The sequence below is a fragment of the Pseudomonas sp. AK106 genome (genome assembly GCF_053903055.1).
Window position 1 is genome coordinate 4,276,939 of sequence record NZ_CP096426.1, and the last position, 22,050, is coordinate 4,298,988.

At 58.8% G+C, this 22,050-nt stretch carries 24 protein-coding genes, 1 tRNA gene and 1 pseudogene; 3 read left to right on the plus strand and 23 right to left on the minus strand.

What is annotated here, in order from left to right:
* Window positions 1–29: 29 nt before the first annotated feature.
* From M1E04_RS18855 to M1E04_RS18865, 3 genes are all read right to left on the minus strand, one after another.
* Entirely contained in the window at window positions 30–839 is an 810-nt protein-coding gene (locus tag M1E04_RS18855; RefSeq protein WP_192132108.1) for a helix-turn-helix transcriptional regulator, read from the minus strand.
* A 53-nt stretch (window positions 840–892) separates the two neighbouring features.
* The gene (locus tag M1E04_RS18860) at window positions 893–2,920 is read right to left on the minus strand and encodes an FIST N-terminal domain-containing protein (RefSeq protein ID WP_065986019.1); all 2,028 of its coding nucleotides are present in this window, start codon (window positions 2,918–2,920) and stop codon (window positions 893–895) included.
* A 385-nt stretch (window positions 2,921–3,305) separates the two neighbouring features.
* Complete coding sequence (locus M1E04_RS18865; RefSeq protein WP_192132110.1) at window positions 3,306–4,127, minus strand: NADPH-dependent oxidoreductase; 822 nt, start codon at window positions 4,125–4,127, stop codon at window positions 3,306–3,308.
* A 113-nt stretch (window positions 4,128–4,240) separates the two neighbouring features.
* On the opposite strand from M1E04_RS18865, the gene M1E04_RS18870 reads away from it, so the two are divergent.
* On the plus strand, window positions 4,241–4,555 hold the full coding sequence (locus tag M1E04_RS18870; RefSeq protein ID WP_192132112.1) for a DUF7693 family protein: 315 nt from the start codon (window positions 4,241–4,243) through the stop codon (window positions 4,553–4,555).
* Window positions 4,556–4,951: 396 nt separating this feature from the next.
* Here M1E04_RS18870 and M1E04_RS18875 read toward each other — a convergent pair whose 3' ends face one another.
* From M1E04_RS18875 to M1E04_RS18960, 18 genes are all read right to left on the minus strand, one after another.
* Window positions 4,952–5,863: a DMT family transporter gene (locus M1E04_RS18875; protein ID WP_192132114.1), complete on the minus strand. Its 912-nt coding sequence runs from the start codon at window positions 5,861–5,863 to the stop codon at window positions 4,952–4,954.
* A gap of 658 nt (window positions 5,864–6,521) precedes the next feature.
* Window positions 6,522–6,597 (minus strand) — tRNA-Lys (locus tag M1E04_RS18880).
* 63 nt (window positions 6,598–6,660) lie between these two features.
* Complete coding sequence (gene queC / locus M1E04_RS18885) at window positions 6,661–7,335, minus strand: 7-cyano-7-deazaguanine synthase QueC (RefSeq protein WP_167355802.1); 675 nt, start codon at window positions 7,333–7,335, stop codon at window positions 6,661–6,663.
* 15 nt (window positions 7,336–7,350) lie between these two features.
* Window positions 7,351–7,998, minus strand: coding sequence for a 7-carboxy-7-deazaguanine synthase QueE (gene queE, locus M1E04_RS18890; protein ID WP_065989715.1), 648 nt, complete (start codon window positions 7,996–7,998; stop codon window positions 7,351–7,353).
* A gap of 179 nt (window positions 7,999–8,177) precedes the next feature.
* A complete protein-coding gene (gene ybgF, locus M1E04_RS18895; RefSeq protein ID WP_296306192.1) occupies window positions 8,178–8,996 on the minus strand; it encodes a tol-pal system protein YbgF in 819 nt (272 codons plus the stop codon).
* Window positions 8,997–9,002: 6 nt separating this feature from the next.
* Window positions 9,003–9,506, minus strand: coding sequence for a peptidoglycan-associated lipoprotein Pal (gene pal / locus M1E04_RS18900; protein ID WP_065989719.1), 504 nt, complete (start codon window positions 9,504–9,506; stop codon window positions 9,003–9,005).
* Window positions 9,507–9,559: 53 nt separating this feature from the next.
* Window positions 9,560–10,840 carry a Tol-Pal system beta propeller repeat protein TolB gene (gene tolB / locus M1E04_RS18905; protein WP_205902582.1) on the minus strand — a complete coding sequence of 427 codons (1,281 nt, stop codon included), beginning with the start codon at window positions 10,838–10,840 and terminating at the stop codon, window positions 9,560–9,562.
* Window positions 10,841–10,857: 17 nt separating this feature from the next.
* Window positions 10,858–11,949 carry a cell envelope integrity protein TolA gene (gene tolA, locus M1E04_RS18910; RefSeq protein WP_065989723.1) on the minus strand — a complete coding sequence of 364 codons (1,092 nt, stop codon included), beginning with the start codon at window positions 11,947–11,949 and terminating at the stop codon, window positions 10,858–10,860.
* Window positions 11,949–12,413, minus strand: coding sequence for a protein TolR (tolR, locus tag M1E04_RS18915; RefSeq protein ID WP_037014073.1), 465 nt, complete (start codon window positions 12,411–12,413; stop codon window positions 11,949–11,951). Before tolR ends, tolA begins: the two co-directional genes overlap by 1 nt.
* 14 nt (window positions 12,414–12,427) lie before the next feature.
* A complete protein-coding gene (gene tolQ, locus M1E04_RS18920; RefSeq protein ID WP_037014076.1) occupies window positions 12,428–13,123 on the minus strand; it encodes a protein TolQ in 696 nt (231 codons plus the stop codon).
* Window positions 13,113–13,583 carry a tol-pal system-associated acyl-CoA thioesterase gene (gene ybgC, locus M1E04_RS18925; RefSeq protein ID WP_456291864.1) on the minus strand — a complete coding sequence of 157 codons (471 nt, stop codon included), beginning with the start codon at window positions 13,581–13,583 and terminating at the stop codon, window positions 13,113–13,115. The genes tolQ and ybgC overlap by 11 nt, the downstream gene beginning before the upstream one ends.
* A 137-nt stretch (window positions 13,584–13,720) precedes the next feature.
* Entirely contained in the window at window positions 13,721–14,776 is a 1,056-nt protein-coding gene (gene ruvB / locus M1E04_RS18930) for a Holliday junction branch migration DNA helicase RuvB (RefSeq protein WP_065989736.1), read from the minus strand.
* Entirely contained in the window at window positions 14,777–15,385 is a 609-nt protein-coding gene (gene ruvA / locus M1E04_RS18935; protein ID WP_065989737.1) for a Holliday junction branch migration protein RuvA, read from the minus strand. It abuts the gene before it with no gap.
* A gap of 61 nt (window positions 15,386–15,446) precedes the next feature.
* On the minus strand, window positions 15,447–15,971 hold the full coding sequence (ruvC, locus tag M1E04_RS18940) for a crossover junction endodeoxyribonuclease RuvC (RefSeq protein ID WP_065989739.1): 525 nt from the start codon (window positions 15,969–15,971) through the stop codon (window positions 15,447–15,449).
* A 124-nt stretch (window positions 15,972–16,095) separates the two neighbouring features.
* A complete protein-coding gene (locus M1E04_RS18945; protein ID WP_065989740.1) occupies window positions 16,096–16,842 on the minus strand; it encodes a YebC/PmpR family DNA-binding transcriptional regulator in 747 nt (248 codons plus the stop codon).
* A gap of 151 nt (window positions 16,843–16,993) precedes the next feature.
* Window positions 16,994–18,769 (minus strand): aspartate--tRNA ligase, encoded by a 1,776-nt coding sequence (aspS, locus tag M1E04_RS18950; RefSeq protein ID WP_065989742.1) that lies wholly within the window; start codon window positions 18,767–18,769, stop codon window positions 16,994–16,996.
* 262 nt (window positions 18,770–19,031) lie between these two features.
* Entirely contained in the window at window positions 19,032–19,379 is a 348-nt protein-coding gene (locus M1E04_RS18955) for a ribbon-helix-helix domain-containing protein (protein WP_065989744.1), read from the minus strand.
* Between the two features lie 436 nt (window positions 19,380–19,815).
* A complete protein-coding gene (locus M1E04_RS18960; protein WP_037014103.1) occupies window positions 19,816–20,289 on the minus strand; it encodes a Dps family protein in 474 nt (157 codons plus the stop codon).
* Window positions 20,290–20,714: 425 nt separating this feature from the next.
* On the opposite strand from M1E04_RS18960, the pseudogene M1E04_RS18965 reads away from it, so the two are divergent.
* Together M1E04_RS18965 and M1E04_RS18970 are read left to right on the plus strand one after the other, a co-directional pair.
* Window positions 20,715–20,990 (plus strand): annotated as a pseudogene (locus M1E04_RS18965) (cold shock domain-containing protein membrane protein); the annotation flags it as partial.
* A gap of 108 nt (window positions 20,991–21,098) precedes the next feature.
* Window positions 21,099–21,320, plus strand: a complete 222-nt coding sequence (locus M1E04_RS18970; protein ID WP_004667445.1) for a cold shock domain-containing protein — start codon at window positions 21,099–21,101, stop codon at window positions 21,318–21,320.
* Between the two features lie 77 nt (window positions 21,321–21,397).
* Here M1E04_RS18970 and M1E04_RS18975 read toward each other — a convergent pair whose 3' ends face one another.
* Window positions 21,398–21,604: a SlyX family protein gene (locus M1E04_RS18975; RefSeq protein WP_065989748.1), complete on the minus strand. Its 207-nt coding sequence runs from the start codon at window positions 21,602–21,604 to the stop codon at window positions 21,398–21,400.
* 2 nt (window positions 21,605–21,606) lie between these two features.
* Complete coding sequence (locus M1E04_RS18980) at window positions 21,607–22,032, minus strand: HIT domain-containing protein (RefSeq protein ID WP_456291865.1); 426 nt, start codon at window positions 22,030–22,032, stop codon at window positions 21,607–21,609.
* Between the last annotated feature and the right edge of the window lie 18 nt (window positions 22,033–22,050).

The window sequence follows — 22,050 nt, forward strand, 5'->3', positions numbered from 1 at the left end:
CGAAATAGCCAGGAAGGCGTGTTGTTATCCTATGACCGTGAGTCATAGGCAGTGTGGCGGGGAATGTAGGTCACCAGCGACAGGTCCGGCCGCCCTTCTGGCGTCAATGCGACGTAGGTGAAATCGATATGGCCGCTGATGGGGTGCAGCAGGCGCTTGCGACCCTCTTCGAAGCCTTTGACCTCGGTGTCCTGCCACCACTCTTTGAACTCGGGGCTCACGGCCGAGAGTTCTTCGATCAGGCTATCAAACGGTGCCTTGTCCTGAGCCAACGCGCGCGATGCCCGAAACGCACTGATCATGCCCCGCGCCATTTGCTCCCAATCCAGGATGATGGTTCGGTAAGGAATGTACAGAAACAGCAGACGCAGCGTGTTGCGCTCATGGGGTTGCAACGAACCGTAGTCGACGAACAGCTCGGCGATGGCGTCGTTCCACGCCAGGATGTCGAGGCGGGCGTTGCGCACATACGCCGGAATCGGGTTGATCGCGCGCACCAGCATTTCCAGCCCGGCCGTCACCCCGCCGCCGGTCGCAGCAACCGGCACTTCCAGCGCGGAGAGCGCGTACAGGTGCGCGGACTCCACACGGTCGAGCTTGAGGACTTTGGATATCCGTTCCAGCGCGTCCGGCGAGGGCTGAATGTCACGGCCCTGCTCAAGCCAGGTGTACCAACTGACGCTGACCCCGGCGAGCGCCGCCACTTCTTCGCGGCGCAATCCCGGCGTGCGCCGGGGCCCCTCCGGCAGACCGAAGTCCTTCGGATCAAGGCGCGCCCGCCGGCTGGACAGGAAATTGCCGAACTCGCGGCGCTGCTCTATCGACGGTCTTTTCGCCATAACTCACTCGTGATCCATGCTGTCGTTTATCGCCGACAATCAGGCATCGTGGGTCATGGTCTGGCGTGGGTCAAGCCGGTCAAGGTATCGGCGATGGCTTTAGTACGCCGCGCCGTGCCTTCGGTGGCCTGGTTCGAGTGTTCCAGGGAATCGAGCATTTCGCGCAACGCGCCGACGCCGGTGGACTGGTCCTCGATCTGCTGCGCCACCCGCTGAATCTCGCTGGAGAGCAGGTCGATGTCGACGCCAATCTCCGCTGCGTTTTTGCGGGTGATTTCCGCCAGCTTGCGCACTTCGTCGGCGACCACGGCGAAGCCTCGGCCCAGGTCCCCTGCCCGCGCGGCCTCGATCGCGGCGTTGAGCGCCAGCAGATTGGTCTGTCCGGCGATTTGCTGAATCACCTGCACGATGGACTGGATCCGCAGGCTCGATTCCGCAAGGGCTCGTGCGCCGACCACCGCTTCGTCCGCCTGGCTGACCAGCGCTACCACGGTATTACCGGCGTTTGTCGAGACAGTGTTCTGCTGGTCAATCGTTCCGGCCAGATCGTCCATGGACAGGTGCAGCTCGCCGGAATAGTGCTTGATTTGCGTGGACATCTCTTCCTGCTGCTGACCGGCCTGGGCAAGGACCCTACCCAGTGCGGCCAGGCCCTCGAACACGGGCAGCACTTTGGTATCCAGCCCGCGAGTGTCCAGCGCATTGTTGAAATCGTTGAGCTTGAACGCCTCGATCTGCTTCACGATGACGTGGTTCAAACCCACCATCTTTTTCAGCTGGCGGCGCAGGAAAAACGCCTTGAACTCTCCGTAGTGGGCGATGAAATTGTCCACGTACTCATCCGTGAATGACGCGCCTTTTGCCACCCGGAAGAAAAAGATCGCCGTGAGCGTCTGGTTCAGGTTCAGGCCGAGAATTTCGCCGAAGGTCGAGAACCCCACCACCGGCACGTCACCGAACAATCCGGTCATGCTGCCCAGGTCCTTGCCGTTGTTGGCCCGACGCAAGATGCAGTCGTTGAGGATCGCCGCCACGGGCTGCCCGCCCTTGCCGCGCAGGAATTGCTCGTAATCCACCTGGGTGGCTTCGCGCAACGGGGTGCGCTTGACCATCACCAGCTCCTCGCCGGGGGCCACGTCGCAGAACAGCTGAATGATTTGCTGTGCATGGTCGATGCGCGCGATCGATCGCACGAACAGTTCGCTGCCCACGCGAATGGCGAAGGAGTACTCCGCGAGGTTCTTTTCCAGGGCGTGAGCGTCGCAACTGAAGGCGTTACACAGGGCCTGGACCATGCTCATGATGTTGCCCTGGCTGTCGATCACCTGGTCGATGGTGCGGTCTTCGACCGACGCAGTCAGGACACTGAAGGTCAGCCCGGCGGGTTTGAAGTTCTGACTTTTGAACACGCCGAACCGTATGTCGGCAGCGGTCTTGATGAAGACAATCTGCGCATGATTCTGATAGCTGCGCTGGCCGTCGTGGATCAGCGTCTTCTTGAAATCCGACTTGCCACCAGCCGAACCGCCGACAAAAAGGCATGGGAAGCGACCGGACTCGTACAGCGCTTCCATGAAGAACGATTCGGACGCCGACAAGCCGTCGAACACCACATAGGCCAGGGTGTCGCGGTGGTCGATGGCCGTGCTGACCTGGGCACGCTTGATATTGTTGACCAGTTTTTCAATACGCTCACGCATTTCCATGCGCTTGCCGCCGCTGCGGATGTCTTCGCATTCCAGCGGCACCATCACCACTTCAGCGGAGGCAATCACGCTTTTTTCGAAAAGCTGCAAGACGATGCGGTCCCAGCGATCGCCCGTCGCACAATACAAACCGGTCGCACTGTTGCACAGCTCGCCGGAGGTGGTGCACAGGCTCAGCGCGCTGCCGGGAAAGCGCTGCTTGATACGCGCCGCGACCTGATCGATGTCCAGATGGGGAGAGACGAAACCCGTCACCAGAACGGGAACCGAACGCACGCCTGCCAAGGCACGATCCAGTTCACCAGCGGTGCAGTTAATGCTGATCGCTTCCTGACGGTTCGCGCGGGATCGGTTGAAGAGTTTGAGTGGGTTCATCGTCGGCTCACTAGAAGGGATCGCTGAGCGCATGACTGCATACGCGGCAGCTTTCCTCTGTATCGGCCGTGGAAAATCTGACTTGAAGGACAACCCGCGGGATTGGTCGGGGGGGGCGAACCTAAGCCCGCATGATTGCTTCAGTTTCAATCGCCGTCGGTGCGATGGATGCGAAAGCCGTGGCGCCCGCCGCGAAGGGGGCTTTAGCGTGAGCGCCGGGATTTCATAATCTCCGGCGTTCTGTCGACGCCCACCTGTGGCGGCGCGACCTCATTGCTTCGACGATCAAAACGACGTCCTGCCCGCCGCACTGATGCTGAGGCCTGCATCTGTCATGCGCAATCAAGGCGCGCTCATCCCATCGCTGAATCCTGGAGCCCCGTCGTCAGCGAAGGCCAAACCCCATCCGGATCAATTGCTCAACCAAATGTTCACGGCCATGGAGGTTGGAGGTGTCACGAAGTCGGTTGACGACTTGTTCAGACCAACCGTTTGCCCTCATCCCCTCGCGCTGGTAGAAAGCCCCCAACCGCTGATCATACGCGGCGACTGCGGCCGGCTCTGGCTCCGCCGCGTAGGTTTCGTGGTGAAGCACCGCGGCCTGTGGAAGCCTCGGTTTGACCTTCGCGGGCAGTTCGCTGGAGGGATAGCCGACGCAGAGGCCAAATACGGGGTAAACGTGTGGAGGCAGTTCTAGCTCCTTGGCGACCCCCTCGATGTCATTGCGAATGGCGCCGATGTAAACGCTGCCAAGCCCCAACGATTCGAGTGCCACAACGGCGTTTTGAGCCGCCAGCGAAGCATCTATCGTGCCCAGCAACAGGCTTTCGAGGTAGGGAAGCGCGTGCAGTTCGGCGTGCTGCTGCTCGGCTACACGGGAGACGCGAGAAAGGTCGGCAAGCCATACCAGAAACAGCGGCGCCTGTCGGATGTAAGCCTGGTTGCCGGCCAGCGCCGAGAGGCGCGCCTTGCGATCCGTGTCCCGCACCGCGACCACGCTCCAGACCTGCAGGTTTGAAGAGGTGGCTGCAGACTGCGCAGCAGCGACCAGTGTTTCCACCAGCCCATCCGGCAGAGGCTCGGTGCTGAAAGCGCGAACGCTGCGATGGTCGAGCAATTGATCGATGGTATCGTTCCAGGTGGTGAGCGCAGACGCATCGGGTTCGCCGTACCGCGCCGCCATTCTGGATTGGCTGGTTGTGGTCATAAATCTCTCCAAAAAAGTGATGCGAGGCTACCAAATCGATGCCACAGGCGCATGCCTTGGGTAGGCATTTTCATGCGACCGCCCTTCAAACTGAGCCATCCGAGGAAAGCCATTTGTCAGCAGAGCCTCTTACTGCGCGTGACACCTGTCAGGTCCTGCGTGACATTGCCCTCGGCATTCGGGTGATGCGTCGGGTGGACGGCAACGCTCAAGTCCAGACCGACAGCGGACTGATGACCGTCGATGCCGATGGCTGGCTGATCACGTTTTACAAAGAGCACAACGCCCTGGACCACTGCGACCGCTGCCTCAGCCCCGAAGGCCGGACTTATATGTTTGACGCCCGCCAGCGTTACGGCACTGATCCCCTTGAGCTGCTGAGCACGTGGGAACGCGGTCAGCTGGAAACGCTGCTCTCCCTCATCTAAGCGAACGCTCATACACCGCGCGTCAAAAGAAACGGGCTCGGCCCCATAGCGTGGGATGACGGAACCAAAGCGGATCAGTTGCCACTCAAGCGGTATAACGTCCGGAGCGATACGGGTGCGTCTTCTCAAGGCAGTGGCAGTGCGCAAGGCAAGGCGTGAGATGGGCTGGAAGGCTCTGACTTACTGACTCAACCCGACCACCTACCTTCAGACAGGCAAAAAAATCTGGAAAACCCGTTTTCATGGGCCTTCCAGATTTTCAAATGGTGAGTCGTGTGGGATTCGAACCTACGACCCATTGTTAGAGACAAGCGGGCGTAAGACTCGCTCCAAGCCCCCGTGACATAACGCGCTTAGCCCAAGGCATTCGGCAACGCAGCCCCTAATGAATCCCCATTAAATGCGACTGACCCGCTCCGCCTGGGCCGACGCTTTGTGACCCAGACGTATCAGTTCGTTGGAGAAACACAAACCAGCGATGATCAGGGCCGCTCCCAGATAAAGGCTTTCGCGCGGTACTTCATTGAGGGCGACAAATGCCAGCAGTGCCGCGAAGAGCGGTTCGGTCAGTTCAAGCGCTTGCACCTGGGATGGCTTGAGGTATTCGATCGCCTTGGTCGTGCAGAAAAAGCCAAGGATGGTCGGCAGCGCGGCCAGCGCCAGCAGTGCGGCAATCGCCATGGATGACAGCTCGCCTATCACGAAGCCATCGCCAGCGGCAGGCATCAGCAGGTACAGGCTGCCGAAGAAGAGCAGTTGACGAGTGAAATGCAAGCCACCTGAAACACCCATTTTTTTCATCACAACTGAAAACGCTCCGTAGCCACAGCCTGCGACGGAGGCCAGCGCTGCGCCTTCCAGAGTGAAACCCTGCTGCAAATCAGCGCCGAATATCACTGCAATCCCTGAGATGGCAAGTGCGGCACCCACGGTTGCGTTTGCAGTGATGGGATCCTTCAGGAACAGGCGCCCCAGAATGATCGACGAAATTGAGGCACTGGCCATGAGTACGACGACGACACCCGCGGCGGCGTAATGCCGGTAGGCGGAAGTCTCGAAATGGAACAGCACGAAAATACCAAGGAACGCGCAGATCGCCGCCTGGCTCCATTTGGCGGCTGAGGTCGGACGCTTGAGAAAAAGCAGCACGATCGAGAGCAGGATGCACCCCACTATCGTTTTGATGACGGCAACGCTGCTGGAAGTGAAGCCATTGCTCATGAGCAACTTGCTGAGCACCCCAATGGTTGCGTTCAGTGCGGCAGCGGAGAGCGCGAAAATAACGCCTTTGCTGAAATTAGATTGCATTGATGTCGTTCCCTGTACTGGTTTGTCGTCCGAGGAGATGTTGGCCCGTATTGACGGGGCGAAATTCGAGGATGTGAAGATGCTGCCAAAGCCCGCCGTTTAAGCAGGCTGAGGGGGCAACTACGATTCTTGCGCACACTTGGATCCAACAATCATTACTGATGTCGCCATGAGAGCGCAACCGCGAAGGCGTGCCGAATTCTCACTGGGTCGATCGTTGGAGCAAGGCAGGAAGGGATCGTAGGTGGGGTCAGGTAGACAATGCGCGGCCGACGGCCCGTGGTGAAGTCTGCGCGTGACTACACCTCAGGCTTGATGGCTCCGATGGGATACCGCACGTCTGCGACTTCCAGCGAGGCCAGCTGAGCTATCCGGATGTCGCTGGAAGGGGTGACCCACAAAAGCATCACATCGCGCTTCGGTAGACGGCCAGTCAGATGCGGCGCGCATCAGGTGATTGGATGCACAGGGCGAAAGGAGGTGGACAACTTCAACAAGCTGCAGTCGCCTGGCACACAGCGAAACTGAGGGAATAGTCGTGCCCAGTTCCCAGTTGCATCGCCTCAGTTCGCAGCTTTACTCACGCCCTACTGCTTTTCAGACAGGCAAAAAAAAATCTGGAAATCCGCATTTTCATGGGCCTTCCAGATTTTCGAAATGGTGGGTCGTGTGGGATTCGAACCTACGACCAATTGGTTAAAAGCCAACTGCTCTACCAACTGAGCTAACGACCCGCTTCGTTGTGGCGCGTATATTACTGATATTTCACAGTAATTCAACACCCAAGCGAAAATAATTTAAAAATAACGCGTCGGGTCCGTCACACCCGCCGCCGCGAAGCCCTCAGCGCGCAAGCGGCAGCTGTCGCATTTTCCGCAAGCACGCCCCTGCTCGTCGGCTTGATAGCAGGAAACCGTCAACCCGTAATCCACACCCAAACGCGTACCGGTTTTGACGATATCGGCCTTGCTCAGCATCTGCAGCGGCGCCTGTATCCTGAATCCCTGCCCTTCAACGCCAGCCTTGGTGGCGAGATTGGCCATGCGCTCGAACGACTCGACAAACTCCGGACGGCAATCCGGGTAGCCGGAGTAATCCACGGCGTTGACCCCGATGAAGATATCCCGTGCGCCGAGCACTTCGGCCCAGCCCAACGCGAGAGAGAGGAAAACGGTATTGCGCGCCGGCACGTATGTCACCGGTATGCCTTCGCCCGGCGTCTCCGGCACCGCGATGCTGCTGTCAGTCAGCGCAGACCCGCCGATGCCGTTGAGGTTAAGGCCGATGACCTTGTGCTCAACGACGCCCATATCCGCCGCTACCCGCTCCGCCGCCTGCAACTCGGCGCGATGCCGCTGGCCGTAGTCGAAGCTCATGGTGTAGCAGCTAAAACCATCGGCCTTGGCCATTGCCACCACGGTGGCCGAATCCAGGCCGCCGGACAGCAGGATTACCGCTCTTTTCTCAGTCATCGATTGCTCACTCATTCAGCGCCCCGGCTCGTCGTTCCAGAGGATTTTATGCAACTGCAATTGCAGACGCACCGGGAGGTTGTCGGCAACGATCCAGTCGGCCAGGTCTCTGACGTTCAAATCGCGGTGGACAGGGGAAAAAAGCACTTCGCCGGCGCGACGGTCCAGACCGTACTGAATGATCTTGGAGACGGCCCAGTCGTAATCTTCCCGCGAACAAATCACGAATTTGATCTGGTCGTTGGGCGTGAGCAGGTCAATATTTTCGTATCGGTTGCGTGCCACTTCTTTTGAACCTGGGGTCTTCAAGTCGACGACGCGGCTCACGCGGGGATCGACTTTCGAAATGTCCAGCGCGCCACTGGTTTCCAGAGAAACCTCGTAGCCCGCGTCACACAGCCGCTGAAGCAAAGGAATAGCGTTCGGCTGAGCAAGGGGCTCGCCGCCTGTGACGCAGACGTAGCGCGGGCGATAGCTGGCAACCTGCTCCATCAGTGAATCGAGGGTCTGGATGGTTCCGCCGGTGAAGGCGTATTCGCTATCGCAATAACCGCAACGCAATGGGCAGCCGGTGAGTCGCACGAAAACGGTAGGCAAGCCTGCCGTGCGCGTTTCACCCTGCAGAGAGTAGAAAACTTCGGTGATGCGTAATGTGTCTTGCATAGGGGCCACGGGCGTAACGGCTAAACAGGCCATCCGCCTCCGTCAGGCACTTCTGTACACCCTGCGCACGCAGAATCCACAGAAGCGTAATCAATACCGGAATTTCGGGGGCGGAATTCTAACGAAGAAAGCCGCGCAATGCGCGGCTTTCTTGAATCAGCGGTCAGATTGAGTAGCAATCAGAGACGCTGCAGGTCTCGCTGAGCCAGCTGAGCGGCTGAGGTGCCCGGATATTGAGCAACCACTTGCTGAAGGATACCCTTCACTTTGTCAGTGTGACCCAGTCGACGTTCAACGTCCGCCAGCTTGTACAGGGAATCAGGCACTTTGGCGTGCTTTGGGTAAAGCTGACTGACCTTTGCGAAGGCCTGACCGGCACCTTGAAGGTCACCCTTGGCCAGATTGACTTCGCCCAACCAGTATTGAGCATTGCCCGCGTACTGGCTGTTCGGGTATTTGCGCAGGAACGCTCCGAAAGCCTGACTGGCCTTGTCGAAGTCTTTCGCCTTGATCAGGTCGAAAGCAGCGTCGTAATAAAGCTTTTCTTTCGCTGGGTCACCGGGCTCGCTGCTCGCCTGAGGCGCTTGAGCGGCTGATGACGCGGGTGCTCCGCCGGCATTGCTGCCACCGTCGGATGCTGAATTGTTGGTAGCTGATGGGGCAGATGCGCCTCCAGCTCCGATACGGGAATCGAGATCTTTGTAACGATCCAGCGCTTCTTGCTTCATCTGCTGGATATCGTTCTGCTGAACTTCCACTATTCCGCGCAAGCGCGAAATTTCGTCCTGCATTTGCTGCAATTGCATGAACAGCTGACCTTGCGCCGAAGGCGCGGCCGTAGCCGCACCCCCGGCGTAGGCGCCAGACGTGCCATAACCCGATGGCGGATAACTGCTACCAGCAGAGCCAGAGTTGTCATCGACCACAGGAACCGCACCCATCGCTGCAAGAGGAAGGGTGAGAGCCAAAACGGTTAAAGCACGTCGGCACGTTCGCATGTCAAATTACTTACGCAGTTCGACGCGACGGTTTTGAGCCCACGATTGCTCGTCGTTACCGGTAGCAACTGGACGCTCTTCACCGTAGGAAACGAGTTCCAGCTGAGCTGGCGAAACGCCTTGCAGAACCAGGTAGCGTTGAACGGCTTTCGCACGACGCTCGCCCAGGGCCAAGTTGTATTCGCGAGTACCGCGTTCGTCGGTGTTGCCTTCCAGAACTACGCGAGCGCCGTTGGCTTTCAGGTCTTTGGCGTGAACGTCCAGAGCGCGCATGGCTTCTGGCTTCAGGTCGGAACTGTCGTATTCGAAGTAGAAAGTGGTGATAGCGCGCAGAGCAGCTTCTTCGCTCAGGCTGCCATCAACAGCGCCAGAGTTAGCGCCATAACCAGCGTTAGGATCAACAGCAGCGCCGCCAGCACCGGCATTGTCGCCGCCTTTGGACGAGCAACCTACAGCTACAGCCATGGCCAGAGCCAGCGCAGCAAATTTACCAAACTTCAGCATTTCCATCGTAAAACTCCTAATGAACCCCAAGTGTGTTAAGTACAACGTAAAGCGCCGCGTCAGTTCAGGTAAGGGGACCAGGAAGGTTCTCTGACTTCGCCTTGAGCGGTAGGAAGCGGGAGCCTTACGCGTCCATTAATGGACACGAGCATCAAGACTCCCCGGCCCTGCTGGCGGGTGGCGTAGATTACCATGGTGCCGTTAGGCGCAACAGTAGGCGACTCATCAAGGTTGCTGTCTGTGAGGATTTTTACGCTACCGCGCTGCAAATCCTGAGCTGCCACCTTGAAGTTAGTGAAGCCATCTTGACGATGAATCATCACCAGAGTCTTTTCATCCGCCGATAACTTAGGGTTGGCATTGTAGTTACCGATGAAAGTAACGCGCTCTGCCCCTCCGCCATTAATATTGGTTTTATAGATTTGTGGCTTGCCGCCGCGGTCAGACGTGAAATAAAGCGTGGAGCCGTCTTTACCGAAGAACGGTTCTGTATCAATGGAAGAATCGTTGGTCACTCGCGACAATTGACGCGACGCCAGATTCATCACATAGATTTCCGGGTTGCCATCTTTCGACAAGACCATGGCCAGCTTAGTGCCATCCGGGGACCACGCAGGGGCGCCGTTCAGGCCTTCGAAGTTGGTGATCTGCTCGCGACGACCGGTGTCGATGTGCTGAACGAAGATCCGTGGGCGCTTCTGTTCGAACGACACATAGGCAATACGCTTGCCGTCGGGCGCAAAGCGAGGCGACAGGATCGGCTCACGGGACTGCAACAGCGTGACAGCACGGGCGCCATCATAATCCGAACGCTGCAGGGTGTAGCGCGTGTTGTCAGTCGAAAAACGTTCCGCAGTCACGTACAGCATGCGGGTCGAAAACGCACCCTTGATGCCGGTAAGCTTCTCGAATGACTGGTCGGCAATGTAGTGCGACATGTCACGCAATTGGTCTGCGGTGCCCGAAACGTTGCCGGTCAGGACCTGCTGCTCGGTGGCCACATTGAACAGCGCGTACTGGACCTGCAAGCGACCGCCCGATGGAACAATACTGCCGACCATGACGTACTGGGCACCCAGCGCCTTCCAGTCACGGAAGATGACTTCGCTGGCCTGGCTTGGCTGGCTGATCATGTTTTCCTTTGGAATCGGCGAGTAGTAGCCCGAGTTCTGAAGGTCGTTGCCAATGATCTTGGCCATGTCTTCCGGCAGCACACTGCCGCCCTGCAAGCCGAACGGCACCACCGCGATTGGCGTAGCGCGGTCACTGCCGCTTGTTACCAGAATGTTCTTTTCGTCGGCAGCGGCGAAACCCGCTGCGCAACACAGAACGACAAGCATTCCTCGAAGAAGGTTAATCACAAGGCTAGGTCCTCAGGTGTGAATGTCATCTTGAATGAACGGTAAGGTGCGAAGTCCGAAGGCTTCATTCCCTGCATCTCTGTCAAACGACCAATGTTCTTGACCGCCGCTACTGCTGAACTGTCGAAAGGACCATCGCCGCTGGACTTGCTCACGTTGACAGAAGTCACGGTGCCGTCCGGCAACATGTTGATCTGCAGCACGACTGTCATGCCCTTGCGCGCGGAAGGGGGACGTGCCCAACCTTCAGCCGCCCGAGAGCGAATCAAATCATCGAAGCTGCCAGCCACTTCGTCGCCACGCTCATCGGCCAGCGCCTGTTGGCGTTCCGGCTTGTCGGAAAGCAGGTCGGCCAGTGCTTGCGCCTTCTTGTCTTCCGCTGATTTGCGAGCCGCGTCCTGGGCTTTCTTCTTCGCGTCTTCCGCAGCCTTCTTCTTGGCGTCCTCAGCCGCTTTTTTCTTCGCGTCTTCGGCAGCCTTTTTCTTGGCGTCGTCTGCAGCCTGCTTCTTCGCGTCCTCGGCAGCCTGTTTCTTGGCTTCCTCGGCGGCCGCGCGCTTGGCGTCTTCCTCGGCTTTCTTCTTCGCGTCGTCTTCGGCTTTCTTCTTGGCTATATCAGCCAATTGCTTCTCTTCAGCGGTTTTCTTCGCGTCATCCGCTTTTTTGGCTTCGGCCTTCTTGGCGTCGTCCGCAGCTTTCTTGGCGTCATCGGCTTTCTTGGCGTCGTCAGCTTTTTTCGCTTCCTCGGCCTTTTGTTCTTCGGCTTTTTGAGCGGCATCGGCTTTCTTTTGTTCCGCCGCCTTCACCGCCTCTTGCTCAACTTTTTTCTGCTCCATCTGCTCGACTTCGGTTTGTCGCGCAGCGGACTTCTTCGCCTCACCGGCAAGCTTCTGGTTGGTCTGGGTGGTTGCCTGACTTTTTGATTTCAACTGATAGAGCGTGGCCTGAACAATCGGCCTGGCTTCAGGAAGCTCGGGCGTCATTGCGAAGCTGACGAACAACAAACCAAAAATCAGGACGTGCAGTCCTACCGCCCAGACGGACGGCCAGAAGTAGCTTTCCGAGGCGGACGGCTCTCGAATCGGCTGCATCAGGGGGCCTCGGTAATCAAACCAACGTTCCCGACCCCGGCCTTCTGCAACCCGCCCATCGTGCCCATGACAGCGCCGTAGTCGACCGTCTTGTCGCCACGGATGAACACTTGGGTCTGCTTGCCCGCGTCACGGCCGGCTGCAATGATTTTGGTCACTGCGCTGGTCAGTTGCGGCAAGGTCATTGCCTTGTCCATTTGCTTGTCGGTGTCGACTTCGCTGCCAAGGTTCCAGTAATAGGTCTTGTCAGCCTTGATCGAGATCGTCAGAACCTGATTGTTGTTGTCCTGCGGCAAAGCCTCGCTGGAGACCTTGGGCAGATCAACTTTCACGCCCTGGTTGATCATCGGAGCCGTCACCATGAAGATAACCAGCAGCACCAGCATCACGTCGATGTACGGCACCACGTTCATTTCGGCGACCGGCTTGCGCTTGTTGCGTCGGCCGCGAGCGATTAAAGCCATTGGGAAATACCTGCTTATTCTTCGCTGGTGTGCACTTTACGGTGCAGGATCGCCTGGAACTCGTCGGCGAATGTGTAGTAACGACCGATCAGGTTCTCGCCACGAGCGGCGAAACGGTTGTAAGCGATGACCGCAGGAATCGCGGCGAACAGGCCGATGGCAGTGGCGATCAGCGCTTCGGCGATACCCGGTGCAACCGTGGCCAGAGTGGCTTGTTGCGCCGTAGCGAGGCCGCGGAAGGAGTTCATGATGCCCCAGACGGTACCGAACAGACCGATGTACGGGCTGGTGGAACCCACGGTTGCCAGGAAGGGCAGGCTCTGCTCGAGTTTCTCTTCTTCACGGGAGATCGCGACGCGCATGGCACGTGCAACACCTTCCATGACGGCATCCGGATCGACGCCAGCCTGCTGACGCAGACGGGAGAATTCCTTGAAGCCCGCGCGGAAGATCTGCTCTACGCCGGAGTCCGGGTCCGGATTGCTGCCGGCCTGACGGTAGAGCTTGGACAGATCGATACCTGACCAGAAGCGCTCCTCGAAGCTGTCCAATGCGCGACGACCGGCGCGCAGCATGGCGCTGCGCTGAAAAATCATGATCCACGAGGTGACCGAGGCGGCCACCAGGATCAGCATCACCAACTGTACAACCACGCTGGCATTGCTGACCAAACTCCACATGGAGGAATGGTCGACGACGTTAGCTTCCACGCTGTATCTCCTGCTCTGAATGTGTACCCGCGCCGCCCTGCCCGGCAAAGGCCGTGCGCAGAGCTTCGGGAATGGCCCGGGGTTTCAAACTGTCGGCGCGCACACACGCCACCAAAAACTGCCCTTCGCAGAGCAGTACATCATCCGCAGCCCGCCTGACCTGTTGCTCAAAGCGCAGGCTGGCGCGGTTCAATTCGATTACTTCGGCGCTGATCAGCAGTTCGTCGTCCAGCCGCGCGGGCTTGTGGTATCGAGCCTCGCTTGAATGCACGACGAACAACAGGTTCTCGACACCCGCCATTGCGGATTGGGCAAAGCCCAGTTCCCGCAGTCGCTCGGTTCGAGCCCGCTCCATGAATTTCAGGTAATTGACGTAGTAAACGATGCCGCCGGCATCGGTGTCCTCGTAATAAACGCGACAACGATGTGCGAACGACTGAGCCCCGTTTTGCGCGCGCATACTCTAGTGCTTACTCCTCAGGTTGCCAATCCGGCCAGGCAACTGTTTTTCACCGTTTTTACTGCCCGCGTCACATCACTTAGCGGTGACTGCCCTTCAGACCCTCAATCACCCGAATAAATCGGTCAATTGTGCATTTATTCGTCAGGGTCTTCGACCGGTTCATCCATCACTGCCCGGTCGCCCATCCGCGAGGGAATGTTCAGACCGAAGTGCAGGTACGCATGCCGCGTGACCATGCGGCCGCGAGGTGTGCGCATCATATAGCCTTGCTGAATCAAATAGGGCTCCAGCACGTCTTCAATTGTGTGTCGTTCTTCGCTGATCGCCGCCGCAAGGTTGTCCACCCCGACCGGCCCGCCATCGAACTTCTCGATCATCGTCAGCAGCAAGCGCCGGTCCTGATGATCGAAACCACGTTCGTCGACGTCCAGCAGGTTCAGTGCGAGGTCCGCAATCGCCTTGGTGATCTCGCCCTTGGCGCGCACCTCGGCGAAATCCCGCACCCGACGCAGCAGCCGGTTGGCGATCCGTGGCGTGCCCCGTGCACGGCGGGCAATCTCGAATGCGCCTTCGTCCTCAATGTACAGCCCGAGAATTTTCGCCGAGCGCGACACGATTGTGGCCAGATCCGCGGTGCTATAGAACTCAAGACGCTGCACGATACCGAAGCGGTCACGCAGCGGATTGGTCAGCATGCCCGCACGGGTGGTCGCCCCCACCAGCGTGAACGGCGGCAGGTCGAGCTTGATGGAGCGTGCCGCAGGGCCCTCACCGATCATAATGTCCAGCTGGAAATCTTCCATTGCCGGGTAAAGCACTTCCTCGACAATGGGAGACAGACGGTGGATTTCGTCGATGAACAGCACGTCGTGCGGCTCAAGATTGGTGAGAATCGCCGCAAGATCACCCGGCCGCTCGAGCACGGGCCCCGAAGTGCTCTTGATCGAAACGCCCATTTCCTGAGCGATGATGTGTGCCAGCGTGGTTTTACCCAGGCCCGGCGGACCGAAGATCAGCGTGTGGTCCAGCGCTTCACTGCGCCCGCGCGCCGCCTGGATGAACAGCTCCATCTGCTCACGCACGGTAGGCTGACCAATGTAGTCGGCCAGGCTCAGCGGCCGGATGGCACGGTCCAGTTGCTCGTCACGGTCACGCCCGGTGGCGGCGATCAGACGGTCGGCATCTATCACTTACAGCATCCCCTTCAATGCGCGGCGAATGAGGTCTTCGCTGCTGAGATTCTTGTCCTTGATCGCGGTCACTGCCTTGCTCGCTTCCTGGGGTTTGTAGCCCAGGGAAATCAAGGCGCTGACTGCATCCGACTCCGCCGTCGCCACTGCCATCGGCGCGCCTGGTCCGTCCGATACCAGGGCGAAGGTGCCCGGCAGCGAATCCCACGCCTTGAAGCGATCCTTCAGTTCAACCAACAGACGCTCGGCGGTCTTCTTGCCAACGCCCGGGACGCGGGTCAGCGCGGAGGTGTCCTGCGCCTGGACACAGCGCACCAACTCATCCACTTCCAGCGTCGACATGAGGGCTAGCGCCAGCTTTGGTCCGACCCCGTTCAGACGAATCAGCTCGCGGAACATCTCGCGGTCACGCTTCTCGTAGAACCCGAACAACAGGTGCGCGTCCTCGCGGACCACCAGATGGATGTGCAGCGTTACGGTTTCGCCCAGATGAGGCAGGCGATAAAGCGTGGTCATGGGCACTTCGACTTCATAACCCACGCCGTTGACATCCAGTACCAGATGCGGCGGCTGCTTCTCGACCAACGTACCGCGTAGACGTCCAATCACGAATCAAATCCTTTCCAGATGCCCGTCGCTGCGACGGGCCGTGCTAACGCAAATAATGCCATCAGAGCCGCAGACGACCGCCACGACTGCGCGCGGTATTGAGGCCGTGAGGGATGAGGCTGGATCGGGTATGTGCATGACACATGGCGATTGCCAATGCATCCGAAGCATCCACCTGAGGCTTGGTGGTCAGCTTGAGCAGATGCATCACCATCATCATCACCTGATCCTTGTTGGCACCGCCTGTTCCGGCGACGGCCTGCTTGACCTGGGTCGCAGTGTACTCGGCGATCTCCAGCCCCTCTTCGGCGCCCGCAACAATAGCGGCACCGCGGGCCTGACCCAGCTTCAAGGCCGAGTCGGGGTTACGCGCCATAAACACCTTTTCGATGCCCATGGTCACCGGGCCGTACGTCTGAATGACCTCGCGCACGCCGCGGTACACAATCTGCAGCCGTTCATGAAGCAAGCCTGTGCCCGTACGAATGCAACCCGAGGCCACGTACTCGCAGCCACGCCCGGTATCACGCACCACGCCAAACCCGGTAATTCGTGAACCGGGGTCGATACCTAAAATAAGAGTCATAACGCCTGCAGCTTGAGAGGTAACGCGAACAATTGGACGCAGCATAAAGGCAGAAGCCGGAGGCCGATAGCGTTGATCATCAACGCTTCGTGCGCTCCGGCCTCAAGTCCGAGCGGGCGAAGGATCAGCCAAGCTGCTCCAGCACCTCGTCCGGGATTTCTGCATTGGAATAGACGTTCTGCACATCGTCCAGGTCTTCCAGCATATCGATCAGCTTGAGGACCTTCTCCGCCATGTCCAGATCGAGCACCGCACTGGTGGTCGGCTGCATCACGATTTCCGCATCGGCGGGCGTGAAACCAGCGGCTTCCAGCGCATTGCGCACAGCGTAGAAACTGGAGAACGAGGTGAACACGTCAATGGAGCCGTCTTCGTGGGTCACCACGTCGTCAGCGTCCGCTTCCATGGCAGCTTCAATCAGCGCGTCTTCATCAACGCCCGGTGCAAAGGATATCTGCCCCTTGCGCTCGAACAGATAGGACACTGAACCGTCAGTCCCCAGGTTGCCACCGCATTTGCTGAACGCATGGCGTACGGCAGCCGCAGTCCGGTTACGGTTATCGGTCATGGTTTCGACCATGACCGCGACGCCACCGGGGCCGTAACCTTCGTAGCCCAGTTCGACCATGTCATCGGCATCGGCCGCACCGGCGCCACGAGCGATGGCGCGGTCGATGATATCGCGGCTCATGTTCGCGCCGAGGGCCTTGTCCTGCGCCAGACGCAGACGCGGGTTCGACGCCGGATCACCACCGCCCTGACGGGCAGCGACGGTCAGCTCGCGGATCCACTTGGTGAAGATCTTGCCTTTCTTGGCATCCTGACGCTCTTTGCGGTGCTTGATGTTCGCCCACTTGGAATGACCAGCCATAACACGCTCCAAACCTTGAAACACGCACGCCCGCGCTTGATCGCTCACACGCAGACGCTTCACTCGAATCTGTGCCCGGAATGGGCGGGGATCAGGGCGGACCGAATGGTCGGTCCGCCGAGCCCCCCATGTTCTACAAGGCCTACACGGCTTACTCGGCCTTCGGCGTCTCGCGCAGGCGGATGTGCAGCTCACGCAATGCCTTGGCATCAACCACGCCCGGCGCCTGGGTCATCACGTCCGCAGCGCTCTGGGTTTTCGGGAAGGCAATGACTTCACGAATGGACTGAGCGCCGGTCATCAGCATGACCAGACGATCCAGACCGAACGCCAGACCACCGTGGGGCGGCGCGCCGTACTTCAGCGCATCGAGCAGGAAGCCGAACTTCTCTTGCTGTTCGTCTTCGGAAATACCCAACAGACGGAACACGGCCTGCTGCATTTCCTTGCGGTGGATACGGATCGAACCGCCGCCCAGCTCAGTGCCGTTCAACACCATGTCGTAGGCGCGGGACAGCGCCGTCGCAGGGTTGGCTTCGAGCTCTTCAGGGGAGCATTTCGGCGCGGTGAAAGGGTGGTGCAGCGCGGAGAAGCTGCCGTCGTCGTTCTCTTCGAACATCGGGAAGTCAACGACCCACATCGGTGCCCACTCACAGGTGAGCAGGTTCAGGTCGTGGCCCAGCTTGATGCGCAAAGCGCCCAGTGCTTCGCTGACGATTTTGAACTTGTCAGCGCCGAAGAACACGATGTCGCCGTCCACTGCACCCACGCGATCAAGGATCACGTTGAGGTTGGCTTCCGGGATGTTCTTGACGATCGGGGACTGCAGGCCTTCGACGCCCTTGGCGCGCTCGTTGACCTTGATGTAGGCCAGACCTTTGGCGCCGTAGATGCCAACGAACTTGGTGTACTCATCGATCTTGCTGCGCGGCATGCTCGCGCCGCCGGGAACGCGCAGCGCCGTGACACGGCACTTCGGATCGTTCGCAGGGCCGCTGAACACCTTGAAGTCCACAGCCTGAAGCTGATCGGCAACGTCAACCAGCTCCAGCGGGTTGCGCAGGTCCGGCTTGTCGGAGCCGTAGCGGCGCATGGCTTCTTCGAAGGTCATGTGCGGGAAGTCGTCGAACTCCACATCCAGCACTTCCTTGAAGAGCTTGCGGATCATGGTCTCGGTGATGCCCATGATGTCCTCTTCGTTGAGGAAGCTGGTCTCGATGTCGATCTGAGTGAACTCAGGCTGACGATCGGCACGCAGGTCTTCGTCGCGGAAGCACTTGGCTATCTGGTAGTAACGGTCGAAACCGGCAACCATCAGCAGTTGTTTGAACAGCTGAGGCGATTGCGGCAGGGCGAAGAAGCTGCCCGCATGGGTGCGGCTTGGAACCAGATAGTCACGGGCGCCTTCGGGCGTGGCGCGGGTGAGGATCGGCGTCTCGACATCCAGGAAGCCGTTGCCGTCCAGGAAGCCACGGATGCTCGAGGTAATACGCGAGCGAAGACGCAGCTTTTCAGCCATCTCCGGACGACGCAGGTCGATGAAGCGATAACGCAGGCGGGTTTCTTCGCCGACGTCGGAGTATTCATTGAGCGGGAACGGCGGGGTTTCCGACTCGTTGAGCACTTCGAGCTCGTAGCCCAGCACTTCGATTGCGCCCGACGCCATGTTCGGGTTGACGGCGCCGGCAGGACGCGCGCGCACTTTACCGGTCAACTTGACCACGTATTCACTGCGAACACGGTCGGCGATGGCGAAGGTGTCAGCACGATCCGGATCGAAAACCACTTGGGCCAGACCTTCACGATCGCGAATGTCGAGGAAAATCACCCCCCCGTGGTCGCGACGGCGATGGACCCATCCGCAAAGGGTAATTTCCTGACCTTCCAGGCTCTCGTTCAGTTGGCCGCAATAATGGCTGCGCATCATGATCGTGTGTTCACTTCTCGTAATTCGGAATTCGATGGAGCTTTCGCCCGTCGCCGGTGCAAGGGTGCGCAAGCTTTGGCATGCAGTCCGACCTGACGGTCAGTTCCTGCCTTCCACAGTAAGGCGGGGGATTATATAGGGATAATCATCGCTGTGCAGCCGCGCAGCCCGATACCGGGCAAGAAGATGTCGGCGCGGCGCGTGGATGGCGCGGTGCCGCCAGCGAATGCAGGCCCGCCGCAACGGGCCCGCTGAAATCAGGTCATGTCGGGGACGGCGTCAACCGCAAGCCCTCGGCACTCAATACGTGCGCTACGCACACGACGCGGATCAGACCGCTGAAGTTCTTGACGCCGCCGTAACGCAGGTGAACCTCGCGATCGACGTAGGACAGCACGGCATTGATGGAGCAATCGTTGAATCGGGCCATTTCGGACAGAATATTCCAGTACACCTCCTCAAGTCGCAGGCACGTGGCCAGCCCATTGAGCCTCACCGATCTGGCGTGCGGCTGGGCGAGGCTCATGTTGAAATTTTCGATAAAAGGGTCGCCCCGGGCGTTCAGACACTGGGTCGGCTCCCATCCCTCTCGGGCAGTATTCAGGTTCATGCAGGTCCCCCTTGTTGCGATTACGGATTTGGCATCGGCACCTTCGCAATCAGTTGAAAAGAGGTGTCTATCAAGCCGTATTCCAAAAGGCGCAACCAGCAGAAGGAGCACTCTGAACCTGTAGGAGATCGCCACGCTGCAGGGGTGATTTTCGAGAGGCGGCAAACGGCCCAGACCCTATCTCCCTCGGGGTGTTAGATATGTATTTTTCGCCGATTTATTTCGTCCCGTTCAGCCGACGACTGCAGTCAGCCCGACTCGACAAACTCGGCGAATGCGTTTTACAGATGAGCGCGATGAGCGGAGGGATTTGACACAGAGGATGAATCAGGAGGGGACAGTCGTGCGAGGCGGGTAGCGGCAGTGCGGAGCGGGCACTCGTTACGTTGCCCGCGCCTGTGTTTCGTTGATCAGTTGTCGCTTACTGCGTGTCTGATTACTGGGTTTCCAGCATCGAGCGCAGCATCCAGGCCGTTTTCTCATGCACTTGCATGCGCTGGGTCAGCAAGTCCGCCGTTGGCTCGTCGCTCACTTTGTCCAGCAACGGAAAGATGCCCCGTGCCGTACGGGTGACCGCTTCCTGCCCCTGAACCAGCGAACGAATCATGTCCTCGGCCGCAGGTACGCCCTCTTCCTCCTTGATCGACGACAAACGTGCATAGGTCGAATAGGTACCCGGGGCCGGGAATCCCAGTGCGCGGATACGTTCAGCGATCTGATCCACCGCCAGCGCCAGTTCGTTGTATTGCTCTTCAAACATCAGGTGCAGCGTACGGAAAGCCGGGCCCGTCACGTTCCAGTGAAAGTTATGGGTTTTCAGATACAACACGTAGGTGTCTGCCAGCAGGCGGGAAAGACCGTCCACGATGGACTTGCGGTCTTCTTCGCTGATGCCGATATCGATTGCCATGTTCAGCCCTCTTCTATGATGGTTTTTTTCAAACGACTGCCGACCACTCTATCAAGACCATTGACCCTGCGCAGCCATCTGTCGGGATTAGTTCGGCCACCACGACCGCGGTCAGACCCGCTTCATTTAATAGCAACGATCGGCGTGACGGTTTGTTTATGGCGGCCGCTCTGGAACGAGCTTTTGATCGCAATCAAAAAAAACCGGCATACGGCGGCAATCATCCGCCTGCACGGGCGCTAAGCGCTTGATTTGAGTAGCTCTCGGCTTTGCTGTTAAATACAGACGCGCTGCCACCAAAGTGCCGTCCGGCGGCAGTGCATAGGCAGGACCGACACTCGTGCATCACGCCTCCCTTTTTTCCCGAAGCGTACCGAAGGTCACCCGCTATTTCCTTGTGATCCATCTTAATGTGAGTCATCGAAATGTTGAAAATAGTCCACCTGCTAACGGGCGCAGCTGCCCTGCTGCTGTCTTTCATCCCCAGCCTGCGTAGTGAAGCGCTGTCTTCTTACCTGTCCCAACCGGATGCGCTGTACCTGGCGCTCTTCGGCCTCATCAACCTGGTGCTCGCGCCAGTGATCCCCTACTGGAATAAAGGTCCACGTCATCAACTGCAAAACCTGGTCAGCGGCTTGCTCGTCCTGGCCGTCGTGCTTCAAATCCTCACGCTGGTCGTTCCACTTGAAACCATCGCCGGCCAACCGGCCGTTCTGGTCAGTCTGCTCGCTGTCGTGATTGCCGTGGCATTGCACCTGGCTGTCAGCTTTTATCGCTCCTCTCCCGCGCCCGCCGCGCAGTCCCAGGACTTGGGCAACCGCGATACCGGCACGGTAAAGTGGTTCAACACCTCCAAAGGCTTCGGATTCATTTCCCGTGATTCGGGCGATGATATCTTCGTGCACTTTCGCGCTATCCGCGGTGAAGGTCACCGCGTTCTGGTCGAAGGCCAGCGTGTCGAGTTTTCGGTGATGAACCGCGACAAAGGCCTGCAAGCGGAAGACGTCATCGCTGCGCTCCCGCGCCGTTAACGTCGCCGCAAAAAAAAAACCGCGCTCACAGGCGCGGTTTTTTTTGGCTGAAATTCCTGCCCTTAGCGCCCTTTCCCTTAATAGTGAGGGGGACGCGAGTCTTCAGCAAAGCCGTCGCCCTGCCCGCCCATTTCCTCCTGACGCTTGATCAGGGCGGCGATCTGTAATTCCAGACGATCAAGGCTGCGCTGCTGGGCAACCAATACGTCGTTGAGGGCCTGAATCGTATCGTCCTGAAAAGCCAGTCGACTTTCCAGCTCCATGACCCGAGATTCGAGCTCCATGGTCAGTCCTCCTTAAAGGTGAATGCTTCGGTCAATTCCGACTTCAGTAGCGTGGTAATCCGGGCCACCTCCTCCGCCGAGTAAGGCTTGGCGGGGTGCTTGCCCCACACCGGCGCAGGCCACGCCGCGTCGCCGACCCGGCGAACGATGACGTGCATATGCAGCTGATTGACCATATTTCCCAAGGCTGCAACGTTCATTTTGTCGGCCTTGAAAGTACGATCAAGTACGGCCGAGAGGTAGGTGGTTTCCCTCCACAACTGGGCCTGCTCCGTCTCTGAAAGCTGAAACACTTCACTGATGTCCGGACGCTTTGGCACCAGGATGAACCATGGGTAATTGGAATCATTGGACAGCAGCAGCGTGCACAGCGGGAAATCGCCAATCGGCAGTGTGTCTTGCAGCAAACGCGGATCCAGAACAAACACGTTGATACTCCTGATCGC

Bases quoted from the DNA above. Each gene is read 5' to 3' on its own strand.
- M1E04_RS18855 (WP_192132108.1), bottom strand. From the start codon at position 839: ATGGCGAAAAGACCGTCGATAGAGCAGCGCCGCGAGTTCGGCAATTTC.
- M1E04_RS18860 (WP_065986019.1), bottom strand. From the start codon at position 2,920: ATGAACCCACTCAAACTCTTCAACCGATCCCGCGCGAACCGTCAGGAA.
- M1E04_RS18865 (WP_192132110.1), bottom strand. From the start codon at position 4,127: ATGACCACAACCAGCCAATCCAGAATGGCGGCGCGGTACGGCGAACCC.
- M1E04_RS18875 (WP_192132114.1), bottom strand. From the start codon at position 5,863: ATGCAATCTAATTTCAGCAAAGGCGTTATTTTCGCGCTCTCCGCTGCC.
- queC (WP_167355802.1), bottom strand. From the start codon at position 7,335: ATGACTGAGAAAAGAGCGGTAATCCTGCTGTCCGGCGGCCTGGATTCG.
- queE (WP_065989715.1), bottom strand. From the start codon at position 7,998: ATGCAAGACACATTACGCATCACCGAAGTTTTCTACTCTCTGCAGGGT.
- ybgF (WP_296306192.1), bottom strand. From the start codon at position 8,996: ATGCGAACGTGCCGACGTGCTTTAACCGTTTTGGCTCTCACCCTTCCT.
- pal (WP_065989719.1), bottom strand. From the start codon at position 9,506: ATGGAAATGCTGAAGTTTGGTAAATTTGCTGCGCTGGCTCTGGCCATG.
- tolB (WP_205902582.1), bottom strand. From the start codon at position 10,840: ATGCTTGTCGTTCTGTGTTGCGCAGCGGGTTTCGCCGCTGCCGACGAA.
- tolA (WP_065989723.1), bottom strand. From the start codon at position 11,949: ATGCAGCCGATTCGAGAGCCGTCCGCCTCGGAAAGCTACTTCTGGCCG.
- tolR (WP_037014073.1), bottom strand. From the start codon at position 12,413: ATGGCTTTAATCGCTCGCGGCCGACGCAACAAGCGCAAGCCGGTCGCC.
- ybgC (WP_456291864.1), bottom strand. From the start codon at position 13,583: ATGCGCGCGCAAAACGGGGCTCAGTCGTTCGCACATCGTTGTCGCGTT.
- ruvC (WP_065989739.1), bottom strand. From the start codon at position 15,971: ATGACTCTTATTTTAGGTATCGACCCCGGTTCACGAATTACCGGGTTT.
- M1E04_RS18945 (WP_065989740.1), bottom strand. From the start codon at position 16,842: ATGGCTGGTCATTCCAAGTGGGCGAACATCAAGCACCGCAAAGAGCGT.
- aspS (WP_065989742.1), bottom strand. From the start codon at position 18,769: ATGATGCGCAGCCATTATTGCGGCCAACTGAACGAGAGCCTGGAAGGT.
- M1E04_RS18955 (WP_065989744.1), bottom strand. From the start codon at position 19,379: ATGAACCTGAATACTGCCCGAGAGGGATGGGAGCCGACCCAGTGTCTG.
- M1E04_RS18960 (WP_037014103.1), bottom strand. From the start codon at position 20,289: ATGGCAATCGATATCGGCATCAGCGAAGAAGACCGCAAGTCCATCGTG.
- M1E04_RS18975 (WP_065989748.1), bottom strand. From the start codon at position 21,604: ATGGAGCTCGAATCTCGGGTCATGGAGCTGGAAAGTCGACTGGCTTTT.